This is a genomic window from Sphingobium sp. V4 (assembly GCF_029590555.1).
Classification (GTDB): Bacteria; Pseudomonadota; Alphaproteobacteria; order Sphingomonadales; family Sphingomonadaceae; genus Sphingobium.
Genome location: NZ_CP081001.1, coordinates 1230573 through 1244156, shown reverse-complemented (window position 1 = coordinate 1244156; position 13584 = coordinate 1230573). Strand labels below are relative to the sequence as shown.

At 58.6% G+C, this 13584-nt stretch carries 12 protein-coding genes; 5 read left to right on the top strand and 7 right to left on the bottom strand.

What is annotated here, in order from left to right; translation table 11 throughout:
• The first annotated feature begins 307 nt into the window (after window positions 1–307).
• From K3M67_RS06335 to K3M67_RS06320, 4 genes are all read left to right on the top strand, one after another.
• The gene (locus K3M67_RS06335; protein ID WP_285832660.1) at window positions 308–862 is read left to right on the top strand and encodes an RNA polymerase sigma factor; all 555 of its coding nucleotides are present in this window, start codon (window positions 308–310) and stop codon (window positions 860–862) included.
• The gene (locus K3M67_RS06330; RefSeq protein ID WP_285832659.1) at window positions 859–1860 is read left to right on the top strand and encodes a FecR family protein; all 1002 of its coding nucleotides are present in this window, start codon (window positions 859–861) and stop codon (window positions 1858–1860) included. Before K3M67_RS06335 ends, K3M67_RS06330 begins: the two co-directional genes overlap by 4 nt.
• A 74-nt stretch (window positions 1861–1934) precedes the next feature.
• Complete coding sequence (locus K3M67_RS06325; RefSeq protein WP_285832658.1) at window positions 1935–4517, top strand: TonB-dependent receptor; 2583 nt, start codon at window positions 1935–1937, stop codon at window positions 4515–4517.
• Between the two features lie 2 nt (window positions 4518–4519).
• Window positions 4520–6598, top strand: a complete 2079-nt coding sequence (locus K3M67_RS06320) for an Atxe2 family lasso peptide isopeptidase (protein ID WP_285832657.1) — start codon at window positions 4520–4522, stop codon at window positions 6596–6598.
• Between the two features lie 30 nt (window positions 6599–6628).
• Here K3M67_RS06320 and K3M67_RS06315 read toward each other — a convergent pair whose 3' ends face one another.
• From K3M67_RS06315 to K3M67_RS06285, 7 genes are all read right to left on the bottom strand, one after another.
• Entirely contained in the window at window positions 6629–7450 is an 822-nt protein-coding gene (locus K3M67_RS06315; RefSeq protein WP_285832566.1) for an IS5 family transposase, read from the bottom strand.
• 78 nt (window positions 7451–7528) lie between these two features.
• Entirely contained in the window at window positions 7529–9340 is a 1812-nt protein-coding gene (locus K3M67_RS06310) for an asparagine synthase-related protein (RefSeq protein WP_285832656.1), read from the bottom strand.
• Window positions 9340–10020 carry a lasso peptide biosynthesis B2 protein gene (locus tag K3M67_RS06305; RefSeq protein ID WP_285832655.1) on the bottom strand — a complete coding sequence of 227 codons (681 nt, stop codon included), beginning with the start codon at window positions 10018–10020 and terminating at the stop codon, window positions 9340–9342. Before K3M67_RS06305 ends, K3M67_RS06310 begins: the two co-directional genes overlap by 1 nt.
• A gap of 65 nt (window positions 10021–10085) precedes the next feature.
• Window positions 10086–10220, bottom strand: a complete 135-nt coding sequence (locus tag K3M67_RS06300) for a benenodin family lasso peptide (protein WP_285832654.1) — start codon at window positions 10218–10220, stop codon at window positions 10086–10088.
• A gap of 178 nt (window positions 10221–10398) precedes the next feature.
• Entirely contained in the window at window positions 10399–11019 is a 621-nt protein-coding gene (locus K3M67_RS06295) for a GntR family transcriptional regulator (protein ID WP_285832653.1), read from the bottom strand.
• 9 nt (window positions 11020–11028) lie between these two features.
• Window positions 11029–11445 (bottom strand): helix-turn-helix domain-containing protein, encoded by a 417-nt coding sequence (locus tag K3M67_RS06290; protein ID WP_285832652.1) that lies wholly within the window; start codon window positions 11443–11445, stop codon window positions 11029–11031.
• Window positions 11446–11605: 160 nt separating this feature from the next.
• Window positions 11606–12028, bottom strand: coding sequence for a hypothetical protein (locus tag K3M67_RS06285; RefSeq protein ID WP_285832651.1), 423 nt, complete (start codon window positions 12026–12028; stop codon window positions 11606–11608).
• 614 nt (window positions 12029–12642) lie between these two features.
• Between K3M67_RS06285 and K3M67_RS06280 the strand changes: the two genes are divergently transcribed.
• Window positions 12643–13431 carry a DsbC family protein gene (locus K3M67_RS06280; protein ID WP_285832650.1) on the top strand — a complete coding sequence of 263 codons (789 nt, stop codon included), beginning with the start codon at window positions 12643–12645 and terminating at the stop codon, window positions 13429–13431.
• Window positions 13432–13584 lie beyond the last annotated feature (153 nt).

Genomic DNA, 13584 nt, shown 5'->3' with positions numbered 1-13584 from the left:
CGCCAAGCCGATCGCGCCAACTAGAGACCGTTCCCGTGAACATGACGGGAATGGGGCCTGGAAAACCCCAAAAATGCAAGCGGCTCGGTCACAGCAATGCGGCCGGGTGGCATGCGCGCATGTCCAGCCGGCTTGCCGGTAAAGGCGCATGCGCTCTGCGCTTGCCAGGGTTTTCCACATCCGGCTTTGGCCGTCGCCCCGAGTGGACATAGGGCGCGACGAAAATGGGCCAAAGCACGGAACGAACATCGTTAAATCAGCGCAGACATCGGCACTGGCCGAGGGCTCGTGCGTGATGGCGTCCCGGTTGAACGGGCACCCGCCGCCGAACGGCATCGCCTCTGAACAGACCGACACCGACCCAATTTCCGCCGATTTCCGCGAAATTTATAGGGAGGAATCGCCTGCCTTGGTGCGCTTCTTCCGCAAGCGGCTGCGGTCGCCTGACGAAGCTGAGGATCTTGCGCAGGAGACGCTCACTCGCTTCCTGCGGGCCTCCCCTGTGACCCAGATCCTCACGCCGCAAGCCTATCTCAAGCGCATCGCTGGCAACCTTCTACGCGATCGGGCCGAAAGTGCATCGAGCCGTTTAGCGGATTTGTCAGTTCCTTTGGACGAGAGTATGGAGCCGCAAACGCCCTATGATCAGCATCGCGAACTTGTCGGCCGCGAGGAGCTTGAACATTTCAATGTAGTCCTTCAGCAATTGAAGCCGCGTACGTTGGAGATCTTTTTGATGTGCCGCGTCGATGGCTACACATATAAAGAAGCAGCAAAGAAATTGGGAATGACCCTTTTTGGCATTAAGTGGCACATGCTGAAAGCAATCGAGCATATCGATCGTCATCGGAGGGGCCGGTGATCGATCTGTCTTACTTCTCGAAGACGCGCCGCATCGACCGCCAAGCCCACAAATGGGTAATGCGGATGCTCGATGATCCGCAATCTCATACCGAGAAACTACAGCGTTGGATGGCTATCAGCCCGGATCATCAGGCCGCCTACAAAAGGGTCGTGACCGAGGTGGGCTACGCCAGCGATGCCGCCACGCTCCTACCGTCTCTTCGCGTCAGCGCAAGCTCTGCATCTAGCCAATGGAACTGGCAAAGGCCGACCTATTTCGCCGCAGCCGCTGCGGTCGCCGGCGGTGTTCTCGTCGCCGTTGGTTGGCATTTCTATTCTCCCAGCAGGACGAACCTTCCCGGGATAGCCAGCCAGGTTCAAACGGTGTCGATAGCCGACGGTGAAAAGGAAATAAGGCTCGCCGACGGCTCGACCGTTCTCATGCGTGGCGCAACCACAATCCACGTCCGCTTCGGCTCCACAGAACGCGCCATCGACCTTTTGAGCGGCCGTGCGCGCTTTAACGTGAAGCATGACTTGGCGCGTCCCTTTGTCGTGTACGCGAAAGGTGGCAGCGTTACCGCTGTCGGCACGATCTTCGAGGTAAGCGTCGTACGAGACGTCCGGGTGCAGCTGATCGAGGGGCATGTACGGGTTGCGATGCCACCCAGGAAGGATGAGCCGAAAGGACGGCAAATTCTCCTCTCCCCTGGAGAGAAAGCAGTCTTTTCGCAAGAACAGGCGCCCGCGCCACAGCCGTCTGTCAGTGAGAGGCAATCAGCACCGCGAAACCTGACCACATTCGATGACGTTCCCGTCGCGGTCATCGTCGCAGAGGTCAACAGGCGTTCCGCGATAAAGATCGAGTTGGTCGATGAGACCGCCGGCCAGCAAAGAATTTTTGCTGAGCTGAACCTTGATGATGCCGATGCCGTAGCCCGGAAAATCGCGACCGGGCTCGGATTGGCGATCGACCGTAACACCCCTGGTTTGATTAGGCTTTTGAAAAGTCACTAACCGCTTTCGAGCACATTCCGTCTCCCCCAATACAGCCGCCCCACGAAAGGGCTGGCCTCAAATGGGGGCACGAAATGAGACACTATCGAAGCTTCATTCTGTGCGGCGCCGCCGCCCTTGCATTGGCGATCAGCAATGCGAGCTGCGCTCAGGAGCCTGGCGAGCGCGATTACAACGTCGCGGCGCAAGATCTCAAATATGCGCTGCGTGATTTAGCACGCCAATCCGGGCTCGAACTGGTGGCGCAAAGTGACGCACTTGTGGGCAGGAAGGCGCCGGCGCTGCGGGGGCACTATTCCACGATACAAGCACTGAATCTGCTCCTCGAAGGCACCGGTCTGACAGCCGAAATCAGCGATGGAACGATCTTCATCCGGGGGCGATCGGAGCCGCCAAGGGCGGCAGATGCGGCGTCGGATAGCTCCACAGACATCATCGTGACCGGTTCCCAAATCCGGGGTCTTGAGCCAGGCTCGCCTGTGAGGCGGGATTCCCGGGAAGCGATTGAGCGAGCAGGCTATACCGATTTGGGCTCCTATGCCCGAAGTGTCGCGCAGAACTACGCGGGCGGACAGAATCCCGGGGTCATCTCAAGCGTGCAGGCCGGCTCGGAGAACGTCAACGCGTCCTCCACGCTAAATCTGCGCGGCTTGGGAGCAGACGCTACGCTGACGCTGCTCAACGGCCACAGGCTTGCCTATGACGCCGCCCATCAAGGCATCGATATTTCCGCCATTCCCTTGATTGCCGTTGACCGCATTGAAATTGTGACGGACGGCGCGTCGGCGCTCTACGGTTCAGACGCGGTCGGAGGCGTTGCGAACATCATTCTTCGAAAGGACTATCAGGGAATTCTCGCGAGTGCACGCGTCGGCGGGGCTACCGAAGGTGGCAATATGCAGCAACAGTATAGCGCGATTGCCGGACGGCGATGGGATTCGGGAGGTTTCGCCCTTTCGGCGGAATACAGCAAGAGTAGTGACATCACGGCTGGGCAACGATCCTATACGAAAAATCTCCAGCCCAACATGACGATCTTCCCTTGGCAACGGTCGTTCAGTGGAGTCCTATCCGCGCATCAGACAATCAAGGATGGAGTTGAGCTGTCCCTTGACGCGCATCTCAACGATCACCGGTCGCGCGCTGCGCTTCCCTTCACGACGACTCTCGATGCGGATCAATCGGGAGTAATCACGACGCCCAAAGTTTTCAGCTACTCAGTTAGCCCAACTATCAAAATAAATCTGCCTTCAGATTGGCAACTCACCGTCCGTGGAACACGCGCAAGCAGCGACAGTAAGGTGCAAGCCGCCATTTATTTCGGCGGTGCACTCTTCGCGCGGAACAAGGTTCGGTACGACAACGGCTTCTGGTCAGGTGAAGGCAATGTCGAGGGGCCCTTGATCTCCTTGCCCGGCGGAGTCGCTCGACTTGCGCTCGGCGTTGGCGTCCGCGTCATCCAGCTGGATGCATCGATCCAGCAGGTGACGTCTGCTGCGACTACCGCACTGGTCGATTATCACGATCGCCGCACTGTCAGTTTCGGTTATGGCGAGCTATCGGTTCCTGTGGTCGGATCGGCCAATGCCATGTCTCTGGTCCGGCGCCTTATCCTTTCGGCGGCCGTGAGATATGAGCACTATAGCCAGATCGGCGGGCTTGCGACGCCAAAAATGGGGATCATCTATGCCCCGGTTGAGGATCTGACGCTGAAGGCGAGTTGGGGTCGCTCCTTTAAGGCACCGACGCTTGCCCAGATTAACCAGGCCCAGAGCGGAACCCTCGTTCCCTCAACCGATTTCTTTCCACTTCCGCCTGATAGTCGAAATATCCTTCTGTTGACCGGTGGTGGTGGCCGACTGAAGCCGGAAAAAGCCTCTGCTTGGACAATATCGGCTGAGTTCAAGCCGAAAGCAGTCCCCGGCCTATCGCTGGGCATCAGCCGTTTCGATGTCCACTACCGAGACCGCGTTGTCGTGCCGATTCTGAACTACACCCAAGCTTTCAGCGGCTCTATTTATCGTAATCTCATCGCCATCAATCCTACCGTCTCTCAGGTGCTGCAGGCCACATCAAACTTGCCGCTCGGCGTCGATAATCAGACGAGCGATCCCTATGATCCTGCACTCGTCGGAGCGATCATCGGCAACCAGTATCAGAATGCCGCACAACAGCACATCAAAGGCTTTGATGTTGTCGCAGCATATGACTTCACGATTGGACGCGACCAGTTCAATCTTAACGCCAATGCGAGCTATCTCCAGAGCAATCAGAAGTTGAGCGCCGACCAGCCAATCCAGCAAAGTGCTGGCCTAATATTCAATCCCCCGCACTGGCGCGCGCGGGCAAGCGCTGGATGGACGCGCGATATCATCGAGCTCACGGCGGGGGCGAACTATATTGGGGGAACACAGGATAGCCGAACCACACCTACGGTAAAGGTTGGAGACTTCGTATCCTTCGATGCAACGATCAGGATACGCCCAAAGGCGTCCGGTGCCCTGAATGGATTTGAGCTGTTGGCGTCGGCGTCCAATATCTTTGATGAAAAGCCATCGCTGATCCGGACATCGGGCGGAAATAGCCCGCCTTATGATGCGACGAACTACTCGAGCGTTGGTCGGGTCCTCAGTCTCACTCTGATCAAGCGCTTCTGACAATGGCCAAAGTGGTGGCGTTCTTCGTCTTCGCCTGGGCCTTGCTTGTTTGGGCGATCCCCTCCCCGGCCTCGGCACGTGTCGATTGCGCTTCGACGCTGGCGATAAATCAACACGCCGACGCCCGACCTCTCCAAGCTGAGGATCTCGTTGGGTTAATTGACATTGGCTCGCTAGCCGATTTGTACGATGATCGGATGTTTACCGTCTCTCCCAAAGGGGGGCTTATAGCGGTCGGTGTTCGCCGCGCCATGACTGCGACCAATTCCTATTGCACGGGAATGTATGTAGTTGGGCGCAATTCCGCCCCGCGATTGGTCGATAGCGGCGAGGGCACGATCTTCTGGAAGTTTCCAAATGTGCTGGGAAAAGCGAACTTCCCAACCGGTTTCCCTTTAGTGATTACACCGCGTTGGGCGCCGGATGGGAAGTCGGTGGCTTATTTGAAGCTGATCAACGGCGTGGCCCAGGTCTGGAGGGTCGATATCGATGGATCAAACGGGAACGCGCTCACACGGAGCATACGGGATGTGGATGACTTTCGGCTGACCGCGAATGGACAGGCAGTCGTAGTGAAGTTGACAGATGATGCCGCAGCGCTGGAGCAACGCGCTACCGAAGGGCTTGCTGGCTACCACTATGACGACCGCTTTTCGCCGGTCGCGACCAACAAGCCTTTCCTGCGTGGCCCCCTGCCCTCGATCTTTCGCACTTGGGACATCGACAACGGAGCTGAGCGAGTGGCGACTGAGGCTGAGATTGCCTTGTTCCGGGAATCTGGCTCGGCCCCGTCTTGGGTGGCGGGGACCAAGGAGAATGCTCAAGGTGTTCGCTATATTGTCGCTACGCGCCACGGTAAGGAGAGCGGCTGCTCAAGCCCACTTTGCACGCGTGTCGTCGGCCTCCCCTGGAGTAGCGGACCAAACCATATTGGCTTTCTGCGGCGCGAAGGTTTGGCCGACAGCAAAACCGCAATTTTCGATTGGCAAGTCGGAACGGGCGCACCGCGCAAACTTTATTCGACGGAGGATTTGCTTCTAGACTGCACCTCGTCCGATGGAAGCTTAATATGTGCCCGCGAGACTTCCAAAGAACCGCGCCATCTCATCCGGATCGATCCGCGAAATGGAAGCGTTACGGTCTTGTTCGATCCGAATATCGGCTTTGGGAAACTTTCCCTCGGACGCACTGAGCGCGTCTGGTGGCACAATGCCGAAGGCATCGCCTGCTTCGGAGATCTTATTTATCCTGTCGGATACAGCAAGGGCAAACGCTACCCGCTGATCGTCGTCCAATATACCAGCCGTGGGTTTCTCCGCGGGGGAACAGGTGACGAATACCCTATCCAGCTTTTTGCGAACCGCGGCTACCTCGTGCTCAGTGTCCAGCGGCCGCAGTCACCTCTCGCCGGCCAGGAGTATTTGCCGTCCAATGCTAGGTTGAAAGCGGAAATGGAGGGGTTTCGCGAACGTCGCAGCATCCTCTCGGCGATAGAGACAGAGGTGAGCCAACTCGTTGCCGACGGTGTGGCAGATCCGAACCGGATTGGGATTACGGGACTCAGCGACGGTGCGACGACCGTCCAGTTTGCGCTTGTGAACAGCAAGCTATTCAGCGCCGCTGCCGTCAGTAGCTGCTGCTGGGAGCCGTCGCAAGCTTGGACGCTAGGGCCCGCAATACAAGCCTATTATCGAGACATCGGCTGGCCAGCGCTCACGGAGGATCGCCCCGAGTTCTGGCGTCCGATCTCGCTGGCTCGCGCCGCCCACCATATCGATACCCCCTTGCTGCTCCAGGTTTCGGATGACGAATATCTCGCGACCCTGGAGAGCGTCACCGCCTTGCGCGAGAGGAATAAGCCGGTGGATCTCTATGTTTTCCCCGAGGAACATCATGTGAAGCGAGAGCCCGCGCATCGTCTCGCCATCTACTTGCGGAACATTGATTGGTTTGATTTTTGGCTTCGCGGCCATGCTCCGACGCTCGCGCCCGACGATGTCGCAGCCGGCGAGCGTTGGCAGGCTTTGTGCCGCTCATTGGTTTCTTCCGGGCCAAAGCCGTGTGCGACGCCATCACCCTAAGAGCCCGATTCGAAATTATCGGCCGCGATATCAGAGTTTTGCGATACGCCGCGTGAGCAGCTGGACTGAGGCGATGAACAGCCAGGCGGTGGCCGAAGCAATAGTGTTTTCAAAGTCTTTGGCGAGACGGCGATTGCGGTTGAGCCATGCGAGTGTTCGTTCGACGACCCACCGGCGTGGTAGGATCTCGAAGCCTTTGGCGATGTCGGATCGCTTGACGATCTCGATGGTCCATCTGCTCATGGCGCGCAGTGCATCCTTGAGCTTGTCGCCTGCGTAGCCGCCATCGGCGAAGACGTGCCGGAGCCAGGGGAAGCGCTGGATGATGGCTGATAGCACCAGCGGAGCACCGTCGCGGTCCTGAATATCGGCCCCGTGGATGACGGCATGGACGAGGTAACCTTGGGTATCGGTGAGGATGTGGCGCTTGCGTCCCTTGATCTTCTTGCCCGCATCGTAGCCGCGTGGACCGCCGGATTCCGTGGTTTTCACGCTTTGACTATCGATGACACCCGCGCTGGGCGAGGGCTCGCGACCCTGGAGTTCGCGCGCGATCATGAGCAGCATGTGGTTGATCGTCAGCCACAGGCCGTTGTCGCGCCACAGATAGAACCAGCGCCGAACGGTGGACACCGGAGGGAAGCAGGGTGGTAGCATCCGCCATGGAAGCCCGCCCCGCAGCAGATAAAGGATCGCCTCGACGATCCGGCGCATCGGCCATTTACGGGGGCGGCCCACCAGCGAAGGCGGAGGGAAGAACGGTTCCAGCACCCGCCACTCCGCATTCGTCAAATCCGTTGGCAAAGCCAACTCGCTTCGCGCATGCTGCGCGCGAGTGATATCGGTCCACATCGCTGTTCCTCGGAAGTTCTTCGCAAAACTCCAGAATCAGCGACCGCCTTAGACGTCAAGCTAAGGCGCTGATATCACTCACCTTAATTTCGGATCGGCCTCTAAGGTGCCGGGATCTCGCAGGTCCGCATATCCTCGGGATGCAACTCCCTGCCATTGCTCTATCCAGGCCTGAAGATCGAGGAATGCGAGCAGCCGCATGTAGCCAAACCCCATGCCAGGCCCCTTTGCCAGCGCATCTCGGACGGCGTCCCTGTCAATAAAGCCGCGTGTTGCCAACTGCCCCTCCATAAGCCTTTCTGCTACTTCGCTGGCCTTTTTCTCCAGGATTGCCATCGCAAATCCGCCCGGGCTGCCCTTGTGACGTCGCGCTAATATGGATTCCGGGAGCCGACCAGCGAAAGCGCGGCGAACAATCGAGCGATTGACGCCACCTTCGAGCTGTCGCCATGTCGGAATATGCAAGGCTAGTTCGAGAACAGGCTGGGAAGTGAGCGGATTGATCATCGCCAATCCGGCCGGCCTTAGATATCCCTCGATATGGTTCTGCATTCGAAGTAACAGGGCGATGTGACCTTGTTTGCCGCTCGCGGAGCCACGAGGGCTACGGAGCCAGGGATGGTCGAGCGGCAAGTTGCGCGCGATCTCCGCAGTCTCGCGAGTGAGGAAATCAACTTCTCTCGGCCACTCGTAACGCCGGTGCAACTTCGGCCAAAATCGAACAATGGCCCGTGCAGCGGCCGCCGGCCTCACGCCGGTAACCCGGCTGATATCCCGAGCCGTGCGGACAGCGCCGAACCAACCGTCACCGTATCTTGCCCGGTCGAAAAACGGTCGCACCGAGCTACTGTTATAGAATACATTGTCCCCGCCATTTCCAGTGAACACGGCGCCGGCGCCCGTCACGGCGCATTGCCTGACAACCGCCGCAAAGAGCGCGCGCTCGTGAGCGGAGCCAATCGGCTTCGGAACGTGTCCGGCCACAGAGCGTGAAAGATCGATGTCGGTCATGACATAGCGATCTTCCGCCAAGTCCGCCTTAATCGAACTCGCCATTGTCTGCGCATATTCACGCTCGTCGCCGTATCCGTCGCCACTGATCATCGTCATGCAACGGAGGCGAGTGCTGGTTCGCGCGAGACAGGAAGCGACCACGGAGGAATCGAGACCTCCTGACAGCATGAGGAGACTCGCCTCGGCCTGCGACGCCCAAGCGCCAACGCAATTCTCTACTGTTCGGCGAAGTCTCTCGGAGAGCTCCTCGGCCGTCGATCCGATATCGTTGCCAATGTGGTCCCACGGCGACCAGGCCTTGGCTGGCTCCAAATGGCCCTCGCGATAGGTGAGCGCTTCACCGGCGAGAATTTCCCGAACGCCCTGCAGGGCGGTATCCGTGTAGGGAAGGTCTTTGGCGCACAGATAACGTGGTATGTGATCCCACGCGATCGCGGGTTTTAACAGCCCCGACCGAACGAATAATTCTATGTCCGACGCGAGAGCATAGCCGCCCGCAATCGAGACATAATAGCATGGCAGCGATGCGCCAGGATCGCGCATGATCGTCAGAGTGGAATCGTGAGAGCCGCAGTAGATGTAAGATCCCCAATAGCGCTCAAGTAGGCATCGTAAGTCGGCGGCTCCGAGCCGTTCAAGTTCAGCCAGATCATTTTGAGCGATGGACCGGTTCGGGCCAAAGCGGGCGAACAGGGTCCCAATGACAACGCCCCGGTTACCCGGCAAAGCTGTAGCGGAGCCCTCGCATCCGACAAGGACACGTATCCTCGCACTGCGATAGCCTATCTGAAGTCCCGTCAATTGCGTCGTCCGCTGGGCCACTGCGTCAATCGCCTCGTCGGTCTCGCCGATCAGGAGCAGATAGCGGGTGATCATCAGATCGCCAGAATCGGTGTAAAAGTCCTCACATTCTCGATGCGATCATTAAGAACGGTGTCGCCTGCCTGTACCCAACAATGCGCAGAGAAGGGGCATGAATAGACGCCGAAAACGAGCTGCGCATCGAGATCGCGAGAGAAGCCAACATCAAGGAAAGCGATCGAACTGCTCAGACAACGGTCCGACCGCGGCCGGATAGAAACGGTCGCGGCGAAGGCGTCGGTCACAACCTGCCAGGCAGTTTCAGGTGATCGCCTTTCGCTCGATATGCGCCTCCGCTCTCTTACCCACTGTGGAAGCCATGCAAGAGATCTCCTGCGCAATCTGATCGAGGCTCGCGCCTGCGCAAAAACGCAGTTCGCGAGCAATATCGTGCTCGTTGCCGTGTCAATGTGTCGAAGTTCCCTCAGCGGCGGCTCTATCGCTCGAGACGAATGATTGAAAAGCTGATGATCCTGGCTGTCCACGATGTTCGCGCGAACCAATCGTGCCAGTTCAGCCGGCTTGACCTGCTCGGAAGGTTCCTCAAAGATAACGCGCCGGAAAATCTCGTCGAGCGCTGGGGATAAACTGAAATATCGGTTAGCAAGAATGTCGAGGAAGATCGTTCGATCGTTGGATACGCAATAGGCGAGGCCCTCACGAACGCGATAGCTACCGGCAGCGCTAGAAAGCATGTTCGAAGCCTCATTCGGGAGGGGCAACCGGCGCGCACCGCAGCACGGTGCGCGCCGCACGGCATTCAGTCGTCCATGATTCCCGTCTGATTCAGCGGCAGACCGATGAAGTCGGGGCCGCCGCGGACGGCACCCTTCGTCTCTTCGACCACCGAACCGAGGTCGATCAGCTCATCGCGCTGTTCATTTTCTCGTTCCATCTCGCATCTCCTTCAATCGCCACAGCATTGCGGCGGGCGGAGACTATCGCTGAAAGAGCATATATCTGAGCTTATATTCTCCCAGATTGGCAGGATATTTGAACGCCGAGTGCTCTGAACCAGCGTTTGTGACTGATTAATAGTTCAAGTGCTCGATATATGGATATTTCTGCTGGGCTTACCCTGATATCAGAGCCGCGGCTATTCGATCAGTCCGGCGCAGGCGGCGCCGATGATATTCCCAAACTGCGCGCCGAATGGCGCTGGCAGAGCCGTCTTTGGCCACAGCAACCATTGACTCGGCTTCGCCGGACATTGATTTGAGAAGTGCCGGTTCCTTTAATCGAGCAAGAAGCAGCCGGTCCGAAACGTTCTCGATGGCATGAACGAATTCAGCGTTGCAGGAGTGGAAGGCGACCAGCGAAAAGAAGGTCGAAGCCCAGCAAGCAAGCTGCCTGGGGTCGTTGTGCTCGACTTTGAATTCAGCCAGCGTCACGATCGCCTCTTCAGGTAGCGGCCGGCGAAGTGCCTGACGAACAAGCTGATCGTTCCATTCATACAGGTCGTGAAGCCATTCGGCCGTGGGAACGGGAAGGTGGAAACCACCCCCCGGGTGGAGTTCGAGAAATCGTTCTCCGACCATGCGATGGACGGCATCGCGCACGGGCGTGACGCTGGTGCCGAAGCGATCCGCAAGGCGTTGGAGATTCAATTGGATGCCCGGCTTGTGATCGCCAACGACGATCTCTTGCTTGAGCTGCTGGTATGTGCGTTCCGCGGTGATGGGTTCGGGCGACATGGTTGGTCTTCACGAGGTGGCGGTAGGATGGCCAGACTCGTTGGCGGGCTTAAACTGCCGCGCCACGACCTCCATATAGTAGTCGCCGATGCACTCGATGCATCGCCGTTCGACTCCGGCTGGATCGTCGAGAAGGAGTTCAAGAGGGAATTTCATACCTTTCTCCATAAAGATCACCGGAAGGACGAGATGCGAAGAGCCCATCCCGAGCGCGAAAGCGCAGCGAAAGTGGTTTTCGATCGTTGATTTGGGGTTTCCTGACTCAATCTCACGAAGCCAGCGCACACCGATGCCGACCTTTGCCGCGAGTTGACCTTGCGTCATCCGTACATGTTTACGCCGCTCCTCGATGATCTTGCCGGATATCAGCTTGATCTGGCCGAGACGTTCGGACTCTGCTACATGGATTGAACTTCGAAGCGGCATGTCCAGGTACTCCCTGAAACTTGCCCGATGATCCCATGCGCAGTCCGAGATTTGACGATGGGTGTTATTCACGCCCCGCGTCAAACGGTTTCTTTCCCAATTTGGAAGAGGAAGTTACTGAACTTCCTTGAAAATCTTATCTTGCGGAGTAAACAGGCTGTTAGCCTTGTCGGCTCCGCCGCCGCGGCGGCGCTACACGCTCAAACGCCTCGACAAGCTGTCGATCGTCTGCGGATGCTAGCGTGAAGAGTGCAACGATATAGAGATGCCCCGTTTGTGGGGTGGTCGAAGTTTCTTGTTGCATCAATAGCTTATCGGACACGCGCCTCGCAGCATCGATAAGTGCGGTCGACGATCCGACGAACCGGATATTATCGCCCACACAATGGTGCAAACGCTGAGCATCCAATTCCGCAGCGACCTCACAGACCTCTTGGCACTCCAGTAACGCAACAGCCACCATCAGGGTCACGCCGTAAGGAATAAAGTCCTGCAGCAAATGCGCGAGGCGGCAGTGGCATTGAAGGAAAAGGTCGATGCCCTCTCTCGAAAGTCGTAATTTGTAGGTCCGCGACTGCGCCATGGCTGCCCTTCCTTCGAGTCTCCGACTCGTCGTCCTTCTCCTTCGCTAGACGAAGATTGCGCCCAAATGGCCAGCGCATGAAGCACAAGACACTTGCTAAACCGGCATTACAGTGCCGGTTGCGGCTCCAGTAGAGCCGGTTCCGGCGCTCCGAGTGCCTTGACCGGCTGCTGGAATGCCCTCGCTCTTGCGCACCGTTTGGTCGTTCGATCATGAGTTCGCCATCCCGACAGGGGAACGGCGAGCGCAATCCGAGAAGCCCAAGCTCCCAGCCAGAACCCGGAGAACATGAAGACGGAAGATCGGAATGCCCGATTTTCCGAACAGGAGGTGCTGTGTCCAATGTACCAACATTCGCTTCGAATGGCAGCGCTGATCTGCGCCGCGGCGTTCAGTTCATTCGTCGAAGCTCGGGAGCCGCGCCCGATCACGGCCACGTCGGTGATCGGGAACCGAGCGGAGATCCGCTCAACCGAAACCGGGTTCAAAATCTATACACTGTCCCGGTCTCCAGACGTCCTGCCCCCTCCGATGGCGGTCTCGGTCGGAAGCTCGGTCAGGATCGACAAGGCGCTCCTCATGCGACCGCAGCTGCCTGTCAGGAACGCAGGGCAGTGACGGCCGCCAGGCGAGCGGCTCTGGGGGCGGGCGCTGCGCTCGCGCTCATCAGCCTTTCCGCTGGTCCCACTTTCGCGCAGTCCGCATCGGCGGCGGATAAGGATCTCGCAAAAGCTGAAGCGGAGGCTGAGCAGCAACTGCATCAAACCTTCACGAACCTCAAGTTCGATGACTTTGGTCCCGCGCCTGTCAAAGGTCCGATCTATCAGGCGATCGCTGGCGGCAAGATCATCTACTACGCGCCCGAAAGCGAACACATCCTGTTTGCCGCAGTCTATGACAAGAACGGGGTCAATGTGACGGCGCTCGCGCAGGATGCGAGCACCAGGCGCAAGCTGGGCGCGGTCGACCCCGCAAAGGCGTTGGTCATCGGCCCCCCGGGCGCGCCGACGGTCATCGAGTTCACCGACCCGGATTGTCCCTATTGCCGCGCGCTCGAGAAATTCTGGGCGGTCAAGGAAGCGGAAGGCAAGCCCGTCCGGCGCCTGGTCTATTTCGTGAGCGGCATCCACCCGGAGGCCGCGGGCAAAGCCGAGCATATCCTATGCTCCCCGGACAAGGCAGCCGAGTTCAAGGCCATCTATGCTGGTGCCACGCCCAAGGAGCTCCACAAGTGTCTCCCGGGACGGTCGAAGGTCGAAGCTGACGCCGAAATCGTCCGCCAGATCGGGATTAGTGGGACGCCCACGCTGATCGTCGACGGGCGCGTGATTTCCGGGTTCCAGCAGGGCGAGCTCGAGGAATTTCTGCAGCAGCAGAAGGTACCGGCCAAGCCGTCGCCTTGAGCGGGTGGCCGGGCAAGGAAGCAGTTTCTGGCGGCCGTTGGACGGGATGCTCGTAGTAAGCGGCGCTCCAACGGACCGGAATGCCGAGGGCAGCGAGCTCCCCGGGGGGGCCGTCCAACGCCGCCATCGGCGCCACCGAGATTTGGCTCGAGC

Coding starts and splice junctions, on each gene's coding strand:
- K3M67_RS06325 (WP_285832658.1), top strand. CDS start 1,935: ATGAGACACTATCGAAGCTTCATTCTGTGCGGCGCCGCCGCCCTTGCA.
- K3M67_RS06320 (WP_285832657.1), top strand. CDS start 4,520: ATGGCCAAAGTGGTGGCGTTCTTCGTCTTCGCCTGGGCCTTGCTTGTT.
- K3M67_RS06315 (WP_285832566.1), bottom strand. CDS start 7,450: ATGTGGACCGATATCACTCGCGCGCAGCATGCGCGAAGCGAGTTGGCT.
- K3M67_RS06310 (WP_285832656.1), bottom strand. CDS start 9,340: ATGATCACCCGCTATCTGCTCCTGATCGGCGAGACCGACGAGGCGATT.
- K3M67_RS06305 (WP_285832655.1), bottom strand. CDS start 10,020: ATGCTTTCTAGCGCTGCCGGTAGCTATCGCGTTCGTGAGGGCCTCGCC.
- K3M67_RS06300 (WP_285832654.1), bottom strand. CDS start 10,220: ATGGAACGAGAAAATGAACAGCGCGATGAGCTGATCGACCTCGGTTCG.
- K3M67_RS06295 (WP_285832653.1), bottom strand. CDS start 11,019: ATGTCGCCCGAACCCATCACCGCGGAACGCACATACCAGCAGCTCAAG.
- K3M67_RS06290 (WP_285832652.1), bottom strand. CDS start 11,445: ATGCCGCTTCGAAGTTCAATCCATGTAGCAGAGTCCGAACGTCTCGGC.
- K3M67_RS06285 (WP_285832651.1), bottom strand. CDS start 12,028: ATGGCGCAGTCGCGGACCTACAAATTACGACTTTCGAGAGAGGGCATC.